20 protein-coding genes and 1 tRNA gene are annotated in these 19,984 nt (G+C 74.4%); 8 read left to right on the top strand and 13 right to left on the bottom strand.

Annotation, left to right across the window (positions count from 1 at the left end; translation table 11 throughout):
- Window positions 1-125 precede the first annotated feature (125 nt).
- Entirely contained in the window at window positions 126-902 is a 777-nt protein-coding gene (locus ACQKQD_RS11115; protein ID WP_427508378.1) for a 3-hydroxyacyl-CoA dehydrogenase, read from the top strand.
- A gap of 4 nt (window positions 903-906) precedes the next feature.
- Here the strand turns inward: ACQKQD_RS11115 and ACQKQD_RS11120 are convergent, their stop codons facing one another.
- On the bottom strand, window positions 907-1,155 hold the full coding sequence (locus tag ACQKQD_RS11120) for a hypothetical protein (protein WP_026605197.1): 249 nt from the start codon (window positions 1,153-1,155) through the stop codon (window positions 907-909).
- A gap of 237 nt (window positions 1,156-1,392) precedes the next feature.
- On the opposite strand from ACQKQD_RS11120, the gene ACQKQD_RS11125 reads away from it, so the two are divergent.
- Window positions 1,393-1,962, top strand: coding sequence for a PepSY domain-containing protein (locus ACQKQD_RS11125; protein WP_091682586.1), 570 nt, complete (start codon window positions 1,393-1,395; stop codon window positions 1,960-1,962).
- 246 nt (window positions 1,963-2,208) lie between these two features.
- The gene (locus tag ACQKQD_RS11130; protein ID WP_427508379.1) at window positions 2,209-4,485 is read left to right on the top strand and encodes a xanthine dehydrogenase family protein molybdopterin-binding subunit; all 2,277 of its coding nucleotides are present in this window, start codon (window positions 2,209-2,211) and stop codon (window positions 4,483-4,485) included.
- Between the two features lie 160 nt (window positions 4,486-4,645).
- On the opposite strand, the gene ACQKQD_RS11135 is transcribed toward ACQKQD_RS11130, so the two are convergent.
- The 6 genes from ACQKQD_RS11135 to ACQKQD_RS11160 form a co-directional block, all read right to left on the bottom strand.
- The gene (locus ACQKQD_RS11135) at window positions 4,646-5,755 is read right to left on the bottom strand and encodes an aldo/keto reductase (protein ID WP_103985980.1); all 1,110 of its coding nucleotides are present in this window, start codon (window positions 5,753-5,755) and stop codon (window positions 4,646-4,648) included.
- A 55-nt stretch (window positions 5,756-5,810) separates the two neighbouring features.
- A complete protein-coding gene (gene larB / locus ACQKQD_RS11140; RefSeq protein WP_427508380.1) occupies window positions 5,811-6,491 on the bottom strand; it encodes a nickel pincer cofactor biosynthesis protein LarB in 681 nt (226 codons plus the stop codon).
- Entirely contained in the window at window positions 6,488-7,306 is an 819-nt protein-coding gene (locus ACQKQD_RS11145) for an adenine nucleotide alpha hydrolase (RefSeq protein WP_427508381.1), read from the bottom strand. The genes larB and ACQKQD_RS11145 overlap by 4 nt, the downstream gene beginning before the upstream one ends.
- Window positions 7,303-8,583 carry a LarC family nickel insertion protein gene (locus ACQKQD_RS11150; RefSeq protein ID WP_427508382.1) on the bottom strand — a complete coding sequence of 427 codons (1,281 nt, stop codon included), beginning with the start codon at window positions 8,581-8,583 and terminating at the stop codon, window positions 7,303-7,305. The genes ACQKQD_RS11145 and ACQKQD_RS11150 overlap by 4 nt, the downstream gene beginning before the upstream one ends.
- A 113-nt stretch (window positions 8,584-8,696) precedes the next feature.
- Window positions 8,697-9,407, bottom strand: coding sequence for a Crp/Fnr family transcriptional regulator (locus ACQKQD_RS11155; protein WP_427508383.1), 711 nt, complete (start codon window positions 9,405-9,407; stop codon window positions 8,697-8,699).
- Between the two features lie 377 nt (window positions 9,408-9,784).
- Window positions 9,785-10,969 carry a YihY/virulence factor BrkB family protein gene (locus ACQKQD_RS11160; protein ID WP_427508384.1) on the bottom strand — a complete coding sequence of 395 codons (1,185 nt, stop codon included), beginning with the start codon at window positions 10,967-10,969 and terminating at the stop codon, window positions 9,785-9,787.
- Between the two features lie 184 nt (window positions 10,970-11,153).
- On the opposite strand from ACQKQD_RS11160, the gene ACQKQD_RS11165 reads away from it, so the two are divergent.
- Window positions 11,154-12,158, top strand: a complete 1,005-nt coding sequence (locus tag ACQKQD_RS11165; protein WP_427508385.1) for an SDR family oxidoreductase — start codon at window positions 11,154-11,156, stop codon at window positions 12,156-12,158.
- Between the two features lie 106 nt (window positions 12,159-12,264).
- Window positions 12,265-13,026 (top strand): sigma-70 family RNA polymerase sigma factor, encoded by a 762-nt coding sequence (locus tag ACQKQD_RS11170; RefSeq protein ID WP_020094805.1) that lies wholly within the window; start codon window positions 12,265-12,267, stop codon window positions 13,024-13,026.
- A 236-nt stretch (window positions 13,027-13,262) separates the two neighbouring features.
- Here the strand turns inward: ACQKQD_RS11170 and ACQKQD_RS11175 are convergent, their stop codons facing one another.
- The 3 genes from ACQKQD_RS11175 to ACQKQD_RS11185 form a co-directional block, all read right to left on the bottom strand.
- Window positions 13,263-13,529 carry a hypothetical protein gene (locus ACQKQD_RS11175; RefSeq protein ID WP_020094806.1) on the bottom strand — a complete coding sequence of 89 codons (267 nt, stop codon included), beginning with the start codon at window positions 13,527-13,529 and terminating at the stop codon, window positions 13,263-13,265.
- Between the two features lie 94 nt (window positions 13,530-13,623).
- Window positions 13,624-13,950 (bottom strand): hypothetical protein, encoded by a 327-nt coding sequence (locus ACQKQD_RS11180; protein ID WP_427508386.1) that lies wholly within the window; start codon window positions 13,948-13,950, stop codon window positions 13,624-13,626.
- Window positions 13,951-14,017: 67 nt separating this feature from the next.
- On the bottom strand, window positions 14,018-14,575 hold the full coding sequence (locus tag ACQKQD_RS11185) for a metallophosphoesterase (RefSeq protein WP_427508469.1): 558 nt from the start codon (window positions 14,573-14,575) through the stop codon (window positions 14,018-14,020).
- A 141-nt stretch (window positions 14,576-14,716) separates the two neighbouring features.
- Between ACQKQD_RS11185 and ACQKQD_RS11190 the strand changes: the two genes are divergently transcribed.
- From ACQKQD_RS11190 to ACQKQD_RS11200, 3 genes are all read left to right on the top strand, one after another.
- Entirely contained in the window at window positions 14,717-15,490 is a 774-nt protein-coding gene (locus ACQKQD_RS11190) for a DNA-3-methyladenine glycosylase family protein (RefSeq protein ID WP_427508387.1), read from the top strand.
- Window positions 15,491-15,527: 37 nt separating this feature from the next.
- A tRNA-Ile gene (locus ACQKQD_RS11195) sits at window positions 15,528-15,603 on the top strand.
- 144 nt (window positions 15,604-15,747) lie between these two features.
- The gene (locus ACQKQD_RS11200) at window positions 15,748-16,848 is read left to right on the top strand and encodes an adenylate/guanylate cyclase domain-containing protein (protein WP_427508388.1); all 1,101 of its coding nucleotides are present in this window, start codon (window positions 15,748-15,750) and stop codon (window positions 16,846-16,848) included.
- A gap of 32 nt (window positions 16,849-16,880) precedes the next feature.
- On the opposite strand, the gene ACQKQD_RS11205 is transcribed toward ACQKQD_RS11200, so the two are convergent.
- The 3 genes from ACQKQD_RS11205 to ACQKQD_RS11215 are packed head-to-tail and all read right to left on the bottom strand — an operon-like array spanning window position 16,881 to window position 19,863.
- The gene (locus ACQKQD_RS11205; RefSeq protein ID WP_427508389.1) at window positions 16,881-17,279 is read right to left on the bottom strand and encodes a hypothetical protein; all 399 of its coding nucleotides are present in this window, start codon (window positions 17,277-17,279) and stop codon (window positions 16,881-16,883) included.
- A complete protein-coding gene (locus tag ACQKQD_RS11210) occupies window positions 17,276-18,016 on the bottom strand; it encodes a hypothetical protein (protein WP_427508390.1) in 741 nt (246 codons plus the stop codon). The genes ACQKQD_RS11205 and ACQKQD_RS11210 overlap by 4 nt, the downstream gene beginning before the upstream one ends.
- On the bottom strand, window positions 18,013-19,863 hold the full coding sequence (locus ACQKQD_RS11215; protein WP_427508391.1) for a reverse transcriptase family protein: 1,851 nt from the start codon (window positions 19,861-19,863) through the stop codon (window positions 18,013-18,015). The genes ACQKQD_RS11210 and ACQKQD_RS11215 overlap by 4 nt, the downstream gene beginning before the upstream one ends.
- Window positions 19,864-19,984: the final 121 nt, after the last annotated feature.

Here is a 19,984-nt window from a genome sequence, read left to right on the forward strand (position 1 = left end):
TCAATCGCGGCGCGGGCGCGATCGGGCGCATGTGCCGGGCCGGACACCTTCCGGCGGCCGCGGCGCCGCGCTACCTCGGGACTCGCGGGGCGCCGTCGGCCGCCCGGGAGCGGCGGGGAGCCAGGATGGCGAGCGCGATGATCAGGGACCGGGTCTTCATCGTCACGGGCGCGGGCTCGGGCCTCGGGGAGGCGACGGCGCGGGGCCTCGCGGCGGCGGGGGCGCGGGTGGTCGTGGCCGACATCGCCCGGGAGGCCGGCGCCCGGGTGGCGGCGGATCTCGGGGCGCAGGCCCGCTTCGCCGAGACGGACGTCACCCGCGAGGCGGACGGCGCGGCGGCGGTCCGGACGGCGCTCGACGCGTTCGGGCACCTCCACGGGCTGGTGAACTGCGCCGGCATCGCGCCGGGGGAGAAGGTGGTCGGCCGCGACGGGCCGCACCGGCTCGAGACCTTCGCGCGGGCGGTCTCGGTCAACCTCGTCGGCACGTTCAACATGATCCGGCTGGCCGCCGACGCCATCGCCCGCGAGGCGCCGGACGCGGCCGGCGCCCGGGGCGTGATCGTGAACACCGCCTCGATCGCGGCCTTCGACGGCCAGATCGGGCAGGCCGCCTACGCGGCCTCGAAGGGGGGGGTGGTGTCGATGACCCTGCCGATCGCCCGGGAGCTCGCCCGGCACGGCATCCGGGTGGTCACCATCGCGCCGGGCATCTTCGAGACGCCGATGATGGCGGGTCTGCCCCAGGACGTGCAGGACACGCTCGGCCAGAGCGTGCCGTTCCCAGCCCGCCTCGGCCGCCCGTCGGAATACGCCGACCTCGTCCGGCACATCTGCGAGAACCCGATGCTGAACGGCGAGACCATCCGGCTCGACGGGGCGCTGCGGATGCCGCCGCGCTGACGGCTCAGCCGATCGACACGCTGGTCAGCACCTCGGCGGCGCGGCGGACCTCGGCGGCGATCATCTCCTCGCTCGGGCCGTCGATCGGCAGGTCCGACAGGATCGCCGCCACGTCGCGCTTCACGTCCTCGCGGATCTCCGGGTTCTCCTCGGAGAGCCGACCGATCAGGACGCCGAGCACGATCTCCAGGGCGGACAGCTTGGCGTGCAGGCGGGTGAACTCGTCCAGCGGCTCGGGCTCGTGCGCGGTCATGGCCTGCTCCATCGGGGGGACGTCCGCCGTCCCCGAGGGGCGCGCCGGATCGCCCGCGTGTCATACAGGGGCGCCGGCCGTCCGTCTCGCCGGGCCTTCGACCCCGCGCGGCCCCAGGCGCCGACCCGGCCCCGCCCGGGCGACGGGACCCGAATTTTTTCCCGATCGCGGGCAACCGGATTTCCGGACCCGACGTTTCACGCATCCGTGAACGAACCCGCGAAGGGACACACCGCCATGATCACCCGTCTCACCGCCGCAGTCGGCCTCCTGGCCCTCTCCACCGGCCTCGCCTTGGCCCAGACGCCCACCGCGACGCCCGCCGAGCCGGCCACGAAAGCCGACAGCAACATGAAGGAGTGGCAGGTCGCCAAGGTCGCCAAGGTCAGCCTCGCCCAGGCGCTGGCCACCGCCGAGTCGCAGGGCGACGAGAAGGGCGGCCGCGCCATCGACGCCGACTTCGAGAAGGCCGGCAGCAAGGATCCGGCCCACTACGCGATCAAGGTCGTCTACCCGAGCGGCAAGCTCGTCGAGTACGGGATCAACGCCGATACCGGCGCCCTCTACAAGACCGAGAACCAGCCGTTCGAGCGCTACTTCACCCGGCTGAAGGCCTCCGACTTCCAGAACGCCAAGACCTCGCTGAAGGACGCGCTGGCCATCGCCGAGCAGAAGGCCGGCGGCGGCAAGGCCTACGAGGCCGAGGTCGAGAAGGACGGCTCCTCGGTCCAGTACGAGATCAAGGTCGCCGGCGCCGACAAGGAGCAGGAGGTCAAGGTCGGACCGGACGGCAAGGTCCTGAACTGAGATCTAGGGCTGCGGCGGTGAAGGCTGCCGCAGCCCGCTCCGTCCTTGCGAGCGGAGCGAAGCAATCCAGGCAGCGCTACGCTTATCCAGGGCGCGCTGCCCTGGGTCGCTTCGCTCCGCTCGCGATGACGCCTGGGCCCGTTCGGTTGCTGCATCCTGTCGCTCCACCGTCCGGGGAGCCGTGAAGCCCTCACGGCGCTTCCCCCTTGCGATGCGGCCCGAGGGGCCGCGAACGGGGAGGGCGGCATGGACGCCGGCGCGCAGGACACCGACGGCCATCTCGGCCGCCCCCACACCCGTGTCGAGGGAGCCGACAAGGTCACCGGCCGGGCCCTCTACAGCTCCGACCTCACCGGCCCGGACCGCGACACGGCCCACGCGGCCCTGGTGACCAGCACCATCGCCCGGGGCCGCGTCACCGGGTTCGACCTTGCGGCGGCCGAGCGGGTGCCGGGACTCCTCCGGATCTTCACCCACCGGGACTTCGCGGGCGCGGTGGCGCCGGTGAAGCACCTGATGGCCGGCGGGTTCGCCAACAGCTCGCACCGTCCGCTCGATTCCAACACCGTCGCCTATGCCGGCCAGATCGTGGCCCTCGTGGTCGCCGAGACCCTGGGCGCCGCCGAGGCGGCGGCCGGTGCGGTGAAGGTCGCCTACGCGGAGGAGCCCGCCGCCGGCGGCTTCGACGCTACCGGCGCCGAGACGGTGCGCCTCGCCGACCTGAAGGCTCAGCACGCGGACATCGCCCAGGGCGATGCCGAGGCGGGCTTCCGGGACGCGGCCCTCCGCGTCGAGGCGCGCTACGCGACGCCGGTCCAGCACCACAACCCGATCGAGCTGTTCACCACCCGGGCCGCCTGGGACGGCGAAAGGCTCACCGTCCACGAGCCGACCCGCTACGTCGGCGCCGTGCAGCACGGGCTCGCGGCGCAGCTCGGGCTCGATCCCGCGCAGGTACGGGTGGTGGCGAGGCTGATCGGCGGCCATTTCGGCTCGAAATTCGCCCTGTCGCAGCACACGGCCCTGGTCGCCCTGGCGGCCAAGCGCCTCGGCCGGCCGGTCTCGCTGGTGCCCAGCCGGCGACAGTGCTTCACCATCGCCAATTATCGGCCGGAATCGCGCCACCGCATCCGACTCGGCGCCGACCGGACGGGCCGGTTCACCGCCCTGGTCCACGAGGCCGAGACCGTGACGTCGCGCTTCGATCCCTTCGTCATGGAGGGCGCGGAGGTGACGGCGAGCCTCTACGCCTGCCCGAACATCCGCACCGAGGAGCGGGCCGTGCGGGTCGATCGCAACACGCCGGGGCCGATGCGGGCGCCCCCGGAGGTGCCGTTCCTGTTCGCCCTGGAGAGCGCCGTCGACGAGATGGCGGTCGCGCTCGGCATGGACCCGATCGCGCTGCGCCGCCTCAACGACACGGCGGTCGATCCGGTCTCCGGAAAACCGTTCTCGACCCGGCCGCTGATGGCCTGCTTCGACGCCGGCGCGAAGGCCTTCGGCTGGTCGCGCCGGGTGCCGCGCCCGGGCGCGATGCGCGACGGGCCCTGGCGGGTGGGTCTCGGCTGCGCGACTTCGGTGCGGCCCACCAAGATCGCGGCCGCGACCCTGCGGGTCCGGCTCGGCCCGGACGGCGCCGCGGAGGTCGCCTGCGCGCACCACGAGATCGGCAACGGCATCACCACGCTGCTGGCGATGGGCGCGGCGGACGGTCTCGGCGTGCCGGTGGAGCGGGTCACCGTCCGGCTCGGCGACACCGACCTGCCGGCGGCGGGGATCTCGGGCGGGTCGAGCACGACCACCAGCCTGATGAGCGCCCTGGCGCTCGGCTGCCGTCAGATCCGCGAGAGCCTGGCGCAGGCCGCGACCGGGCAGGGCGGGCGCCTCGCCGGCCGCGATCCGGGTAGCCTGCGCCTCGCGGACGGCCGGCTCGCGGCGCCGGACGGGGCCGGGATCGCGCTCGGCGAGGCCGTCGGCCCGGAAGGCGTCGAGACGGTCGCGGAGTTCGTGCCGGCGGGCGGCGACCGGGAGAAGGCGCTCGCGGGCCTGAAGCAGGGCCATATCGGGCTCGCCCTCGGTGGGGGCGGGAAGGCCGTCTCCTGGGGCTTCGGCGCGCAGTTCGCCGAGGTCCACGTCCACGCCGAGACCGGGGAAATCCGCGTCGCCCGGCTCACCGGCGCCTTCGCGGCGGGGCGGATCCTCAACCCGCTGACCGCGCGGAGCCAGCTGACGGGCGGGATGATCTGGGGCCTCGGCTCGGCGCTTCTTGAGGAGACGCTGGTGGACGGCGCCGCCTACCGCAACCCGGATCTCGCCGAGTACCTTGTCCCCACGGCGGCCGACGCGCCGGAGGTGGAGGCGCTGCTGGTGCCCGATCCCGACGATCAGGTCGATGCGCTGGGCCTGAAGGGCCTGGGCGAGCTCGGGATCATCGGGGTGAACGCGGCCATCGCCAACGCGATCTACCACGCCGCCGGCCGCCGGATCCGCAGCCTGCCGATCCGGCTGGAGGACGTGGCGTGAGGGGCTGACTCTCCTCCCCCTTGCGGGGAGGAGTTTGGGGATCCCAGATCCCGCGTTGGGGGTGGGGCCGGAAAGGGCTCGGCGGTTCCTTCTGAACCACCCCCACCCCTAACCCCTCCCCGCAAGGGAGAGGGGAATATCGGACGCGCTTGCCCGCCGCCTACTCCATCGTCGGCGCGAGCTTCTTCACGCTCGCCACGTCCTCGCCGAGCCACGCCGCGTTCTTGGCGGTGCCGTCGAAGGTCGCGCTCGTCTTGAACAGCTCGTACTTGCCCTCCAGCGCGTAGGGCTTCGAGCGCGACAGCAGCTCGGCCACCGTAGTCTTGTCCATCGGCTTGAAGGTCTTCACCGCCTCGAAGGCCTGGTCGAGGTCGCGCTGGTTCTGGATGCCGGTGATCACCACCGAGACCGGCAGGTTCAGCGAGAAGTGCAGGTACTCGAGCGGCTTGATCGGCGCGTCCGCCTTCAGGATCACCCCGTCGCCGAAGGTCTTCATGGCGAGCGGCGCGATGCCGTTCTGCACGAGGTAGGGCAGGACGAGGTGGCTGAACGAGCGGAAATGCGCGTCCATCACGTTGACCGGCATCTGCACGGCATCGAAGTGGAAGCCGCGCTCGGCGGCGACCTCCAGCATCTGCAGGTGGATGCGCGGGTCCTTGTGGCCGGTGAAGCCGATGTAGCGCAGCTTGCCCTGCTTCTTCGCCTCCAGGAAACCCTCCATGGCGCCGCCCTCGGCGAAGACCCGGTCCGGGTCGTCGTAGCGCAGGATCTCGTGGTGCTGGACGAGGTCGATCCGGTCCGTGCGCAGGCGCAGGAGCGACTGGTCGATCTGCTTGAGCGCCTCCTCCTTGGTCCGCCCGTCCATCTTGGACATCAGGAAGACCTTGTCGCGGTAGCCGCCCTGGGCCAGGGCCGCGCCCATGCGCAGCTCGGAGCGCCCCTCGTTGTAGTCCCAGCAATTGTCCATGAAGGTGATGCCGCGGTCGATCCCGGCATGGATCAGCCGCGTCGCCTCGTCGTCCGTCACGGCGCTCTTGCCGAGATGGAACCCGCCCATGCCGATCGCCGAGATCTTTTCGGAGCTCTTCCCGAACGACCGGTAGAGCATCTCGCCCCGGCGCTCGCCGGGATCGGTGACGAAGGGCAGGTCCGCGGGGTCCTGCGGGCGGTTGCCGGGGAGGACGGGGGCGTTCACGGCCGCACCCGCGCTGCCGGCGCCAGCGAGGCCCGCGCCGAGCACGGCGCCCTGGAGGAAGCTGCGGCGTTCCATCGGCTGTCTCCGTTCGAGGATGTCCTAGTGAGGGGAGGTAATGCGTCGGGCCGCGTCATCGTTCGGTCCCCGTGGCGAGGCGTCCCGCCGCGTGGAGCAGGCGCAGGGCGGCGCAGGCGGCGCCGTAGCCGTTGTCGATGTTGACCACCGTGATGCCCGGCGCGCAGCTCGCCAGCACGGCATCGAGCGCGGCGCGCCCGCCCGCCGCGACGCCGTAGCCCACGGAGGTCGGGACCGCGATCACCGCGCCCGCCACGAGGCCGCCGACGACGCTGGGCAAAGCCGCGTCCATGCCGGCGGCGACGATCACCACCGGGTGCGCGCGGATCTCCTCGATCCGCGACGTCAGCCGCCACAGGCCGGCGACGCCGACATCGGCGAAGAGCGAGGCCGCCCGTCCGGCATAGGCCAGCACTCGCAGCGCCTCGCGGGCGACGGGCACGTCCGAGGTGCCGGCCGCCACCACCGCGACCCGGGCCGGGCCGGTGATCCGGGGAGCCTCGCCGAACACCGCCGTGCGCGAGACCGGGCAGTAATCGAGCCGCGCGGCGACCCGGAGCCGGTCGCGCTTCTCCGGGTCGAGGCGGGTGAGGAGCAGCGAGGCGCCGCGCGCCCGGGCGGCCTCCAGGATCGCGTCGATCTGCTCCGGGCTCTTGCCGGCGCAGAAGATCGCCTCCTCCAGCCCGATCCGCTCGGGCCGGGCGAAATCGAGGGTGAACTCTTCGGAGATGCTCACGCCCGGGCCTCCCGCGGCTCGACCAGGAAGGCGCTGCCGACCCGGTAGGGGGCGAAGCGGACCGGGCCGGCGAGACGGGCCGGCGCCATGTCCCGGATGCCCGCCCCGAGCGTCTCGCGATCCTCGGCGTCGAGGGCGGCGAGACTCGCCGGATCGAGTTCCACCACCACGCCCTCGGCGCGGACCCGACAGCGGACGGCCCGTCCGGCGCCGTCGGTCGCCAGCGCTCCGCCGACCAGCCGCTCGACCGCGTGAATGAAGGTCAGGGTCTCCGGCTCGATGGCGATGCCGGTCTCGACCCGGCTCGACAGGCAGGGCGCGGCCGGCAATTCCGCCACGGCCCCGAGGCCGAGGTCGCGGGCGAGCGCCCGGACCGACGCCTTGTCGAACCCGGCCTCCACGTAGGGGTGGCGCACGCCGTGCTCCCGGGCGGCGTCGAGGCCGGGGCGGTACTCGCCGAGGTCGTCGCGGTTCGCGCCCGACAGGATCTGGCGGTCGGTGACGCGCCGGACCGCGCCGTAGAGGTTGGTCTTGCAGAAGAAGCAGCGGTTGACCGGGTTCGCCCGGTAGGCCGGGTCGGCGAACTCGCCGGCCTCGATCACCCGTAAGGACCAGCCCTCGCGGGCGCCCTCGGCGCGCACGCGCGCGGTCGCTTCCTCCGGCACGGCCGGCGAGACCGCGTGGACCACCAGAGTAGCGCTTGGCGCCAGCCGGTGGGCGAGGGTGGCGAGCGTCAGGCTGTCGACCCCGCCGCTCACCGCCACCGCGACGGGGCCGAGCCCGGCGAGGACGGATTCCAGATGCTGGCGCGTCACCGCTCCTCCTGCTCCTGTTCCAGGGCGAGGCGCTCGGCCTCGCGGCGTAGGGCGGCCCGGGCCGCGTGGTCCGGACGGTCGCGGGCGTCGTCGGCCTCGGCCTTGGCGGTGCGCCCGCCCGGCCGCGCCACGATCTTCACGCGAACCGACCGGCCCTCGTGCTCGACCGTGCGGGCGGCGCGCGCGAGCACCGCGCCCTCCACGGGGTGGTAACGCAGGCCGATGGTCGTGGTCTCCCGGAAGCAGGCCGCGACCGCCGCCTCCAGGCTCTCCGGACGGACCAGGACCTGGATCCGGGCCATCATCCGGCCCTTCTTGCCGATGACCGGCATCTGCACGACGTCCACGATGCCGGGCTCGGCGCGCAGCCGGTCGAGGCCCGTGGCGAGATCCTCGCCGGACTGGTCGTCGACCTCGAAGGCGATCACCGCGAGATCCCGCCGGCCCGGGCGGGACGCGGCGCCGTCCTCCAGCACAAGGGCGCGCAGGCAGTTGCTCAGGCCCGGCAGGACCTTCGTGCCGAAGCCGATGCCGGTGCGCCCGAGGATCCCCCGGGGGCGACCCCGCCCGGGATCGTCGCCGCAGAGGTGGCGCAGGATCGCCGCGCCGGTGGGGGTGACGCGCTCGCCGGGGATCCCGTCGTCGAGGGTCGCGAAGCCCGCCAGCAGCAGCGTCGTGGCGGGGGCCGGGACCGGGAGGGGACCGTGCTGGGTCCGCACCCGGCCGGAGCCCAGTGGCAGGGCCGAGACGCTCCAGCTGCGCGCCTCCAGGGCGGCGATCAGGTGGGCGGCGGCGACGATGTCGGCGATCGAGTCGGCGGCGCCCACCTCGTGGAACGCCACCGCGTCGACCGCGATGCCGTGGACGCGGGCTTCCGCCGCGGCCAGATGCCCGAAGATGCCGAGCGCGTGCGCCCGCACCGCCGGCGCGAGATCCGCCGCCTCCAGCGCGGCGCGGATCTCCGACCAGGGACGGTGGCCGTGGTCGTGGGCATGATCGTGGCCGTGATCGTGGCCGTGAGCATGCGGATGGTCGTGCTGCCCGGTATGCGCGTGCCGGTGCGGCGCGGGCCCGGGCTCCGCCCCGGGCGCCGACACGGTGAAGCGCGCGCCGCTGAGGATCCCATCGTTGTGCGCGCTGACCGCGCAGGCGATGCGCGCGTCGACCGCCCGGACGCTGGCGGACACGCCGGCCCGATGCTCGGGGAAGGCGTCCAGCAGGGCGGCGGCGAACATGTCGCCGGCGACGCCGCCGAGCGCGTCGAGGTGGATGTGCATCGTGTGTCGCGCGGGCGCCGGTGGCGGGTGACGGGTCCGCCTCAGATCGGCCGCGGCCGCCCCGCGGCAAGGCGCACGCGGCCTCCGGTGCCGCGGCGTATCGCCCGCGCCGCTCAGGAGAGCTGCAGGTAGGCCGGATCGAACAGCCCGCGCTCCCGCAGCCCGTCGAGGTCGCGGATCATCAGGCGGCGGCTGCGCAGGGCGACGAGGCCGCCGGTGCGCAGCTCCTTCAGGGTGCGGTTGATGTGCACGCTCGTCTGGCCGAGGGCGTCGGCGAGGTCGGGCTGGGTCACCGGCATCGGCAGCGTCGTCCCGTCCGCGAGGCCGACGCGCGTCAACCGCAGGTGCAGCTCGCAGAACAGGTGCGCCAGCCGCTCGATCGCCGAGCGCCGGCCGACGCTGGCGATCCACTCGCGGTGGATCGCCGTGGCGGCGAGCAGCTCCCGCCACAGGCACTCCTCGACGGCGGGCCGGCCGCGGACCGCGTCGCCGATCTGCTCCGGGGCGATCCGCGCGACGGTGACGGGCGTCAGCGCGCCGATGGCGTGGTCCATGCGTGCCCGGCGGAACACGAACGGGTCGCACAGGTCGCCCGGCAGGAGCAGCGCGACGATCGCCCGCCGCCCGTCCGGGAACTGCTTGTACCGGCAGGCCCAGCCGTCGAGGATCAGGTGCGTGTGGTACGGGTCGCTCTGCTGCCCCTCGATATCCTGCCGGGCCGCGACGTGGCGGACATGCAGGCGCCCCAACCCGTCGAGGATCGCGCGGTCCTCGGGCGCGAGCCGGACATGCCGCTCCATCTTCCGTACGAACGGGTTGTCCACGTCCGCCTCCGGTCAGATCACCGCGGCGCCGGCGTGCCGGCGGCCGGGCAGTCGCCGGGACAGGCGCCGGGACAGGCGCCGGGGAGGTCGCCGAAGCGGGGGGCCATGGGGGATCGGGCGACGTCGCGCCCATCCGAAACGTCCCGAACGACGGCGCCGCCATGGGTATCGGTCAAATAATGAGGCACGGATATTTCTATCGGCAGGGGGCCAAACCGTCGCCCGAACATCGAAGTCCGGATCTTCTTGATCGGCTTGTGCCTGCAGCAGAAAAACGCGCGCCAACCTGTGTTAAGTCGGCGTTCTCGCCGGCGACGCGGTCCGCGAGCCCCCCTCGCTCAGAAGGCCGTGCCCCCCGGTGAGGGCCAAGCGCCGCGCTACTCCGCGGCGGCGCCCACCGTATCGGCCATGCGCGCCCGGCGCGTGCCCAGGGGCTGCGGTTCGCCGACGGTCGTGTCCTCGGCGGTCTGATGCTCCATCTCGGCGTTCACCTGGGCGCCGGCCAGCACGATCATGGTCGAGAGCCAGATCCAGGTCATGAAGCCGATCGCCGCGCCGAGCGAGCCGTAGGTCTTGTTGTAGCTGCCGAAATGGCCGACGTACCAGGAGAACAGCAGCGACGCGACGATCCACAACACGGCCGCGAGGGCGCCCCCGGGCGTGACCCAGCGCCAGCGGGGCGCGTCCCGGCTCGGCCCGTAGCGGTAGAGCAGGGCGAGGCCGAGCAGCACCGCCAGGAGCAGGACCGGCCACCGCAGCAGCGCCAGCCACCACGCGTCCGCGCCGAGCCCGACGAATTCCAGCACCACCGGCACCACCACCACCGCGGCCAGAGCCAGGAGGAGGAACAGGAGCGCCCCCGCCGTGAAGGCGAGGGAGACGAGATTGAGCACGAGGAAGTTGCGCTTCTCGCGCTCGTTGTAGACGAGGTTGAGGGCGTCGAAGACGTGCTTCACGCCGCCATTGGCGCTCCACACGGACAGGGCGATGCTGATGAGCAGGCTGAACCCGAGGGTGGTGTTGCCCTGCTCGTTCAGCCGCTTCACCTGGTCGCCGACGATCTCCAGGGCGCCCTGGGGCAGGATGCCCTGGAGGCTGGCGAGCTGGTCGTTGATGGTCGAGGCGTCGGCCACGAGGCCGTAGCAGGAGACCAGGGCCGCCACCGCCGGGAAGATCGCCAGGAGCGTGAAGAAGGTGACGCCGGCCGCGATCAGCGACAGGCGGTTCTCGCCGATGTCGTGATAGGCGCGCAGCGCGATGTCCTTCCAGCCCTTGGCGGGGATCTCGGTCGGCGTCGAGGCCTGCCGCCCGCGATCGGCCTCGGCCCGGGCCACGGCGTGGGCCTCCCGTCCCGCATGCGCAGGCGACGTCCGGCGCGCCCCGTCCCGGTCGGCGGACTGGCCGGGCGCACGGTCGACCGAGGCACCGACCGCGCCGCGCGCCGACCGGCGGGGAAGGGCGACGATGCCGATCAGCGCGGTGGCGAGGGCGAGGGTCCAGACCGTCGAGGCGCCTCCCTCGGGCGCGGCGGCCCTGGCGGGGGATGGATCGGGGGCAGGCATCGGCGACCTCGGAAGGGTTCGGGCAGACGGGGGCGGGCCTTCGGGGCCGCGCGTCGCGGCGGCCATTCGGACGCGCCGTCCCGGGCGCGTCCGAATGGCCGCAGCTGCGAGGGGGAACGCCGCGGCGCGGGGAAGGGTTCGCCGTGCAGTTGCAACTCGACGACACACGACGCGGAGAACCGGCATGGCACGCCTGGACGGCGGGACGGTGGTCATCACCGGGGCCTCGAGCGGCATCGGCCGGGCGGCGGCCGAGGCCTTCGCGGCGCGGGGCGCCCGGGTGGTGCTGGCGGCGCGGCGGGCCGACGTGCTCGACGGAATCGCCCGCGACCTGCGCGCGTCGGGCGCCGAGGCCGTCGCGGTCCCCACCGACGTCACAGAGCCCGAGGCGGTGGACGCCCTGTCCCGGGCGGCACTCCGGGCCTTCGGCGGCATCGACGTCTGGATCAACAATGCCGGGGTGGGGGTATTCGGCCCCCTGCTGGACGCTCCCCTGGACCTGCACCGGCAGACGATCGCGGTGAACCTGCTGGGCGCCGTGCACGGGGCCTACGCGGTGCTGCCGCATTTCCTCGACCGCGGCCGGGGGACGCTGATCAACACGGTCTCGATGGGCGGCTGGGCGCCGACGCCCTTCGCCGCCGCCTACACGGCCAGCAAGTTCGGCCTGCGCGGCTTCTCGGCGAGCCTGCGCCAGGAACTCGCCCGGCACCGCCACATCCGCGTCTGCGCCGTATTTCCCGCCATCGTCGACACGCCGGGCCTGGAGCACGGCGCCAATGTCAGCGGCCGGCGGCTCAATCCCGGGCACCTGTACTACGCGCCCGAGGCCGTGGCGGAGACCTATCTCCGCCTCATGCGCCACCCGCGCGACGAGGTCGCGGTCGGCTGGCCGGCCCGCCTCGCGCAGGTCGGCTACGCGCTGGCTCCGTACCCGACCGAGCACCTGATGGGTGCCGGGTTCCGGTGGGCCCTCGACCGGGCCGAACCCGGGCCGCGCACGCACGGGGCCCTGCGCGCGCCGACGCCGGAGGGCACGCGGGCCGACGGCGGCTGGCGCGCCCGCAAGGGCGTCCCCGATGCCGGAACCCTGAGTACGGCCCTCGGCACGGGGCTCGCCGCCGCAGGGGCCTGCGCGGCCGTCCTCGCCGGTCTCGCGGCGGCGCGGCGGTTCGGCGCCCGCGGCTGAGCCCTGTTCGGGACAGGCGTTAACCCATGTTGCGGCATGGGCGGCCGGGGCGCGCCACAACCGGTCCTCAGGGCTTGACCGGCCCGCCCGCCGACGACCGGACCGAATGCCCGACACCGAAGGCCCATCGCTCCTCGATCCCATCGCGGATGTCGCAGAGGAGGCCGGGGACGAGACCCGCTTCGGCCTGCCGGAGGCCGTGCGCGCCCATCTCGGCACGCTCCTCGGTCGCGCCTACGACCGGATCGACCTCGACTCGGACAGGGATGCGAACCCCTTCGCCGACCTGCTCGCGCGCCTGGAGACCGCCCTCGCGCAGGCCGAGGGCGAGCGCGACAGAACGTTCCGCGCGGGCCTGCTGCAGGTGGTGCCGGCGCTGCACCGGTTCGCGGTCTCGTTGACGCGCGACCCGGCCGCGGCGGACGATCTCGTGCAGGACACCCTGCTGCGCGGCTGGCGCGGCCGCGGCGGATTCACCCCCGGGACCAACCTGGAGGCGTGGCTGTTCACGATCCTCCGCAACGTCTTCTACAGCCAGCACCGCAAGCAGGGCCGCGAGGTCGCCGACACCGACGGCAGCTACGCCGACCGGCTGACCAGCATCCCCGAGCAGGGGGGCCATCTCGACCTGCAGGACGTGCGCGCGGCCCTGGATCGGCTCGCGCCGGTGATGCGGGAGGCGCTGGTCCTCGTGGCGATCGAGAACCTGAGCTACGAGGAGGCCGCCGTCGTCATGAACTGCCGGATCGGCACCGTGAAGAGCCGGGTCTGGCGCGCCCGCGAGCAACTCGCGCGCATGCTCGGCTACGGCGGCGACGAGATCGGCAGCGACGGGGTCATGCTCTCGGTGACCGGCACCTCGGCCTGATCGCGACGATTCTCACGATCGAATACGCCAATTCGACACTTCGACGGCCGTATTCGCAAGCAAATTGACTTAGGTGAAAGCGCCCGGGCCGCCGCCTGGGCGATATGGGGCGGGTTGGGTCGATCCGTCGACTCGGCCGGGCTCCCATCGGTGTGACACCCCCCCGATCCACCGATGGGAGCCTCTTCACCGGAAGCCGCAGCGGATGCGCGGGCCGGACACGCCCGCCCCCGATCTCAGGTCGAGCCGCCCCGATCCGCATCGAGCTGCTGCAGCAGCTCCGCCAGCCGGGGATCCAGCGCCTCGTCGATCACCGGATCATACATCGCCCGCATCTGGTGGCCGAGCCGCACGCGCGTCTGCGCGTCGAGGGTCGGGCCGCCCGCGATGGGGATCACCCGCAGGGCGGCGGGTGCCGCGCCGGGGGCGTAGCGCTCGGTCGGTCTCGGGGCGGCACGCCGGTGCTCGGGCCGCGGTTCAGGCCGGTGTTCGGGATAAGGCATGCCTCCTACATCGGCCCGCACCCCCGCCGCGGCAACCACCGGTCCGCCCGATGGCACGCCCGGCGGCACGACCGGCGGCGTCTCGTCGTCCGCCTCAGGCATCGTCCTCCGGGGCGAAGACCTCGCCCTTCTCGGCCAGCACGGTGTTGGCCGCGTCGCGGGCCAGCTCGTCCCGCGCGGCCGCGGGATCGGGGCGGCCGAGGGTCCGCGCCAGGGCCCCGTCCCAGCCGGGCGCCGGCGCCTGGCCCTGCCCGGCGAGGATCGCGCCGGCCCGGCGGCAGACCCGGTCCCAGTCCGGCGCGCCGAGGGCGGCCCAGTCGGTCCCGAGGCCGAGTTCGGTGGCGGCTTCGGTGGCGGCCTGAGTCGCGGCCCGGGTCGCGGCGTCGGCCGGGCCCGGCGGCGGGGCGGGGATGTCGGTCATGGCGATGCGGCCTCCTGCCGGGCTGTCGATGCTCCGGCGCACGATATAGCGCGCCGGTCCCCGCCCATCAGCGCAGGCCGTGGGCCGCGAGTTCCTCCGGCACGCAAGCGGCCGCGTCCTGGCGCACCAGGATCGCCTCGAGGGTGACCGGGCGGTCGTCCCAGGCATCCACGCCGACATCGCAGGAGCGCGTGGTGTCGGCGAGCCAGCCGTGGCTATGCCCGTAGAGGTGGCGCGTCTCCCGCCACAGGCCCGGCCAGGCCCGGTGCGCGTAGTGCGACAGGAACAGGCGGTGCGGCCGCCCGCGCGCGTCCGCGACGGAGAGGCGGGCGCTCTCCACCGGCGGCTCGGCCCAGGGCAGGTCCAGGACACGGTTCGAATCGTGGTTGCCCCGGACGAGGCGCTTGGCGCCGTTCAGCCGCGCGAAGATCGCTGCGCAATGCGCCCGGCTGGCATGGGCGGCGAAGTCCCCGAGGTGCCAGACGACGTCCTCCGGGCCGACCACGGCGTTCCAGCTGGCGACCAGGGCCTCGTCGTGGGCCTCGACGCTGCCGAACCGAGCACCGCGGTGGCGGAGGATGTGCGGGTCGCCGAAATGCGTGTCCGCGGTGAAGAAGATCGCCATGGTGTCGAGACCTGGGCCGCGGGCGCGTCCCGTCCAGGCCGGCCGGCGCGGGGCGCGCGGCCGCACCGCCGCTTCGGGCCCGCTTCCAGCCCGACTCGGGCCCGCTTCCGGGAAGCCCCGCGGGCCGGTAAGGCTGCGGCGATGCTGGATCCCGCCATCTACGCCCATCTCCTGGACGCGGCGCGCGCCCATCCGCCGCTGCGGGCCGCCCTGGAGCGGGCCCGTCCGATCCGGATCGAGCCGCCGGCGCATCCGTGCGTCGCCGACCGCCTGTTCGTCGAGGTGGTCAACCAGCAGCTCTCCGTCCGGGCGGCGGCGGCAATCTGGGCCCGGATCGAGGCCGCGGCCGCGGCGGCGGGCGCGAGCCCGAGGGGCCTGTTCGAGGCCGGGGACGCGGCGCTGCTGCGGGCCTGCGGTATCTCGGGCAACAAGGTGCGGGCGCTCCAGGCGATCGTGGCGGCCGAGACGGCGGGCCTCCTCGGGCCGGGCCTCGCCGCCCTGCCGCATCCCGAGCGGGCGGCGATCCTGTGCGGCATCCGCGGCGTCGGCCCCTGGACGGCCGACATGGTCGGCATCTTCCACTTCCACGACCCGGACATCTGGCCCGCGGGCGACGTGGCGGCGGTGGGCTGCCTGCGCCGCCTCACCGGGCAGGCCGACACCACCGCGGTGGCGGCCGCCTTCGCGCCGTACCGCTCGATCCTGGCCCGCTACCTGTGGCGGATCAAGGACACGGCGCCCGCACCGGTGGACGTGCCTGGGGACGTGCCTGGGGACGTGCCTGGGGACGTGCCTGGGGACGTGCCTGGGGACCTGCCTGGGGACCTGCCTGGGGACCTGCCTGGGGACCTGCCGGCCCGGCCGGACCCGGCACCCCGGGCCCGGCGCCCCCGCGGCGCGGCGAAATCCGGGTGACGGCCGGCCGGGGATCGGCTATCCGTCGGCGCCTCCCGGGCCCGTAGCTCAATGGTTAGAGCCGGCCGCTCATAACGGTCTGGTTGCAGGTTCGAGTCCTGCCGGGCCCACCAGCCTTCCCCGATCGCGGGATCCGCCGGGTGGCAGGTCCCAACCCCCCGGATCGAACGCCCCCGCCTGCGCCCTCTCGCCTTCGCCCCCCGCCATCGCGTAGGTCCAACCGTGCCCACCGCCACGCTCGACCCCGCCGATCGCCCATGCTCCCACAGTACCGCTGGCTCTGGGCCCTGACCCTCCTCCTCGCCTCCGGCGGGGCGGGCCTCCTCTACAACCTGCTCTTCGTCGGCGGGGCCTCGATGCTCGCCGGCCTGGTCTACGCGCTGGCGGTGGGCGGGACGGTGCTGGCCTTCGTGCCCGGCCTGGCCCTGTCGGGCGTCCAGACGCGGCTGCGCCGCCTGCCGGCGCTAGTCTACATGCTGGCCGCCGAACTGCTCTACGTGGTGCTGATCACGCTCGGCTGCGCGCTCGGCGGCCTGGTTGTCTGGACCTTAGGCCTCATCGCCGACAGCCTGTCCACGGCGGTGCGGATCACGCCGCGGTTCCTCGCCTACTCGCTGGCCGTGTCGGCCCTGCTGGTCTTCGTCATGCGCATGCGCGACCTGATCGGCGGCGAGGTGTTCGTGAACTTCATGATCGGCCGCTACCACAAGCCGGTGCAGGAGGAGCGGATCTTCCTGTTCCTCGACGTGGTCGGCTCCACGGCCTTCGCGGAGACCCACGGCGACCTGCGCGCCCAGGAGTATCTCAGCACCGTGTTCGCCACGCTCGCCGAGCCGGTGCGGCGCAACGCCGGCTCCACGGACGACTTCATCGGCGACCTCGCGATGATCACGTGGCCGATGAAGCGCGGCCTCAAGGACGCGCGCTGCGTGACCTGCGTGTTCGCGGTGCTCGACCGGATCGAGGCCGACGCCGCGGCCTGGCAAGCCCGGTTCGGGACGGTCCCGCGGCTCCGGGCGGCGCTGCACGGCGGTCCGGTGGTCACGGCCGAAGTCGGGGTCGACCGCCACAAGATCGCGTATTTCGGCGACGCCGTGAACGTGACGGCGCGGATCGAGGCCCTGTGCCGCCCGCTGGGCGTCGACATCCTGATCTCGCAGGATCTCCTCGACCGGCTGGACCGGCTGCCCGACGGCGTCCGCGCCCGCGCGCTGGGGACGCACGCCCTGCGCGGCCGCGGCGCGCCTTTGGCGGTCGCCACCCTCGAGCGCGGCGCGGCGCCGGACCGGCTGATCCCGGAGCAGAGGCCGGCGCCGCCGGTGCTGGACCGCGCCGAGGCCGTCGCGGAACCGCGCTAGGCTCCCCGTCGGGGCCGCGTGTCGGTCGCGTCTCAGCGGCGGCGGACCCAGCGCTCCCACCAGCGCTCCCACCCGTGCGCCCAGAAGCGCCGGCCCCGCGCCAGCGCCGCGCGCCGCGGGACCGCGGCCGGGCCGGCCCAGTCGGACGCCGCCCCGAGCACCGCCGGCAGGGTGGCGACGAGCGCCGCCGGCCCCTCGATGTCCCAGCCGATCACGCAGCAGCCGCAGCCGGTGCTGCGCACGCGGGTGAGCCGGCCGGCATGGGCCAGCATCCAGCGCTCGGCGGCGGCGACGTCGTCCCCGTCGCCCACGTCCACGCACAGGGAGGCGCGCGCGTGGCCCGGGGCCGGCGGCCCCTCGGGCATTGGGTCGACTCGCCCGTAGAGGGCCCGCAGGGCGTCGGAATCCGGTCCGGCGTCGCCGGTGCTCACGGCGCGCCCATCTCGGCCAGCTGCCGCTTGGCGAAGGTGCAGGCCGCGAAGTCCGGGTTGATCGCGCAGGCCATGTCGAACGCCTCCCGGGCCCGGGACGCCTCGGCGGCGACGCCCTCGCCGAGGCGATAGGCTTGGCCGAGCATGGCGCAGCCCCAGGCGCCGCGCCGGTCGCAATCGAGACGGAAGCTCCGGGCGAGGCAGGCATCCGTGTCGGCGCGCGTCGCGTCGCGGAAGGGATCCTCCGCGTAGCCGCCGTTCCGGATCCCGGCCGCCCGGTTGGTGCAGCCCGCCGGGAACCCGCCCGCGCAGGCGAGGGCGTAGAGCCGCTCCTTGTCGAGGATGTCGGCGACGTCGAGGGAGTGGTGCTCCAGGGCGAGGGCGAGGTCGAAGCAGGCCGGCGCGTTCGACCACCGGGTGCAGAGCGCGTAGCAGGAAGCGGGCTCGCGCGCGCAGCGGCGCTCGGTGGGCCGGCGGGGCGCGAACGCCCACCGCCAGAACGGGCGCTCCCGCGCGAAGGTGTCGGCCGGGCAGGTGCCGAAGCTGCGCAGCAAGGCCGGGTCCTGCCGCAGCGGCGCCGCGATCTCCGCGGCCTCGGCTTTGTTGAAGACGGGTGCGGCGGGCGCCTCGTCGGCCCGGGACGCCCCCGGTCCGAGCGAGAGGACCGGGGCCAGGGCGAAGAGCGCGGCGAGGCTGGTCCGGAGGTGCCCGGCCGGGAGGCTCCGGGCCGGGCTCATCGGCGCCGTCGCCAGCGGCGCAGCAGGCGTCGCAGGCCGAGCAGCAGGGCGACCGCGAGGACGAGCAGCCCCAGCGCCGGGTGCAGCAGGGCGGCCGCCTGGAACAGGACGAAGATCCCCAGGACGACCTTCCAGGGCTTCATCGGGGCGTCGTCGGGCTCGGCGCCCGCGTCCGGCGCGGCCTCCGCGCGGGCGGCCGGTTCCGGGGCGCCGAGGCGCGGGCGCCCCGAGGCCGGCACGCCGCTGCGGCCCGGCACCGGCGCGGCCGCGCGGGCCGCGATCTCGGCCGCCTCCCGGGCGGCGGCCGCCTCGGCCTCGGCCAGGATCGGGTCCGGCTCGGGCGCGGGGCGGGGGGCCGGCACCCACCAGCGGGCGAGGGGCACCGCGCCCCGCGCGGACCGGGCGCGGAAGTCCGGCTGCCGGGGCGCCGTCGCCGGGGCCGAATGGCGTTCCGCGAGGGCGCGGGCCTGCGCGACAAGCGGCGCGCCGGTCTCCGGCGTGACCATCCGGACGAACTGCGCGAAGCCGACCGCGGCGCGGAGCACGCCTGCCTCGCCGGCCGCGCCCCAGCGGCGCCCGGCCGGCCCGTGCCGCTCGAGCCCGTGCAGGAGGGCGCGGAAGCGGCGCAGGGTCTCGCGGGGCACGCCGACCCGCTCGTTGACGGTGAGCCCGGTCACCTCCTGGTGCCGGCCGCGGCGCATCACGCGGGTCTTGTCCGGATGGACGGTGAAGCCCTCCCCGGCGACGATGGCGTGGACGTACTTGAGCAGCGCGCCGACCTTCCCGGCGGCCTCGCCGGAGGCCGAGAAGGTCAGGTCGTCGGCGTAGCGCGTGTAGGTGAAACCGAGGCTGCCGGCGAGGCCGGCGAGCCGGGCGTCGAGCCGGGTGCAGACGAGGTTGGTGAGCGCGGGGCTCGTCGGCGCGCCCTGCGGCAGTCGGCGGGGCCCCCGGGCGGCGTAGAGGCGGGCGCCGTCGATCTCGACCGCGTCCACGTCCGGCTCGGTGCAGAGCAGCGCCAGCACGATCGCCACCGGCTCGGCGTAGCCCAGGCCCCGGAACTTCCCCTTGATCCGCCTGTAGTCGAGGCTCGGGAAGAAATCCTTGAGGTCGAGATTGACCACGACGTCCCGCCCGACATGGGCGGCGGCGTTGGTGACGATCGAGCGGCCGGGCACGAAGCCGTGGGCCGCCGCGTGCACGGGGACGCGGGCGAGGAGTGCGTCGAGGATCCAGTACTGCGCCCGCTTCAGGCGCGGCATCGGCGCCGAGATGCGGCGCAGGCCGCCGGCCTTCTTGGGGATGGTGAAGCGCCGGTAATGGCTCACCGCGCTGAGCGCCCGGTCGTAGGCGAGGAAGCGCAGCTCGCCGAGGCCGATCCCCATGGCCTCGGCCAGCGCCTTCGGGCTCGCCAGGGGCGGGAGACCGGGGGCGGGCCCGCGCGCCGGGGCGTCCGCGTGCGCGAGGCCGGCCGAGACGCCGTCGCCGAGATGGAGGATCTCCGCCTCCCGGCGCGCGTGCCACGCCTGCGCCCGCGCGTGGCGGTCGCGGGCGTTGCGCAGCCGCGTCTCGCGCCGCCGCTCCAGCGCCGCCGTCTTGCGGCGGCGATGCATCTCCTTGAGGGCGGCCTCCGGGTCGCGCCACGCCGCCTCCCGCCGGTGCAGGTCGGCGAGGGCGCGGGCGATCTCGCCGCGGCGGCGGATCAGGTCGTCCGGCGGGTTGGGCTGCGCTTCCCCGTCCGGCCAGAAGCCGAGCCGGATCATCTCCTCGAGGATGACCTCGTCCTTCGAGCTCTCGCGGATCCGGTCGTAGAGCTGCTGGCGGGTCAGGCTGCCGGGCTGCTGGCTCATCGGCGACCTCCGGCGCAGGCAGGAGGCGTGACGGGGGACGTCGGCCGGGATGCCTTCGTCAAGTCTCGGGACTGGCCCGGTCCACTCGACGCCGGCACGACCACCGGTGCGCGTTTGGGTT

The sequence above is a fragment of the Methylobacterium sp. NPDC080182 genome, assembly GCF_050281105.1.
Classification (GTDB): domain Bacteria; phylum Pseudomonadota; class Alphaproteobacteria; order Rhizobiales; family Beijerinckiaceae; genus Methylobacterium.

Coding starts and splice junctions, on each gene's coding strand:
- ACQKQD_RS11200 (WP_427508388.1), top strand. CDS start 15,748: ATGCTCCCACAGTACCGCTGGCTCTGGGCCCTGACCCTCCTCCTCGCC.
- ACQKQD_RS11160 (WP_427508384.1), bottom strand. CDS start 10,969: ATGCCTGCCCCCGATCCATCCCCCGCCAGGGCCGCCGCGCCCGAGGGA.
- ACQKQD_RS11175 (WP_020094806.1), bottom strand. CDS start 13,529: ATGCCTTATCCCGAACACCGGCCTGAACCGCGGCCCGAGCACCGGCGT.
- ACQKQD_RS11185 (WP_427508469.1), bottom strand. CDS start 14,575: ATGGCGATCTTCTTCACCGCGGACACGCATTTCGGCGACCCGCACATC.
- ACQKQD_RS11170 (WP_020094805.1), top strand. CDS start 12,265: ATGCCCGACACCGAAGGCCCATCGCTCCTCGATCCCATCGCGGATGTC.
- ACQKQD_RS11125 (WP_091682586.1), top strand. CDS start 1,393: ATGATCACCCGTCTCACCGCCGCAGTCGGCCTCCTGGCCCTCTCCACC.
- ACQKQD_RS11120 (WP_026605197.1), bottom strand. CDS start 1,155: ATGACCGCGCACGAGCCCGAGCCGCTGGACGAGTTCACCCGCCTGCAC.
- ACQKQD_RS11165 (WP_427508385.1), top strand. CDS start 11,154: ATGGCACGCCTGGACGGCGGGACGGTGGTCATCACCGGGGCCTCGAGC.
- ACQKQD_RS11150 (WP_427508382.1), bottom strand. CDS start 8,583: ATGCACATCCACCTCGACGCGCTCGGCGGCGTCGCCGGCGACATGTTC.
- ACQKQD_RS11130 (WP_427508379.1), top strand. CDS start 2,209: ATGGACGCCGGCGCGCAGGACACCGACGGCCATCTCGGCCGCCCCCAC.
- ACQKQD_RS11180 (WP_427508386.1), bottom strand. CDS start 13,950: ATGACCGACATCCCCGCCCCGCCGCCGGGCCCGGCCGACGCCGCGACC.
- ACQKQD_RS11190 (WP_427508387.1), top strand. CDS start 14,717: ATGCTGGATCCCGCCATCTACGCCCATCTCCTGGACGCGGCGCGCGCC.
- ACQKQD_RS11135 (WP_103985980.1), bottom strand. CDS start 5,755: ATGGAACGCCGCAGCTTCCTCCAGGGCGCCGTGCTCGGCGCGGGCCTC.
- ACQKQD_RS11210 (WP_427508390.1), bottom strand. CDS start 18,016: ATGAGCCCGGCCCGGAGCCTCCCGGCCGGGCACCTCCGGACCAGCCTC.
- ACQKQD_RS11115 (WP_427508378.1), top strand. CDS start 126: ATGGCGAGCGCGATGATCAGGGACCGGGTCTTCATCGTCACGGGCGCG.
- ACQKQD_RS11215 (WP_427508391.1), bottom strand. CDS start 19,863: ATGAGCCAGCAGCCCGGCAGCCTGACCCGCCAGCAGCTCTACGACCGG.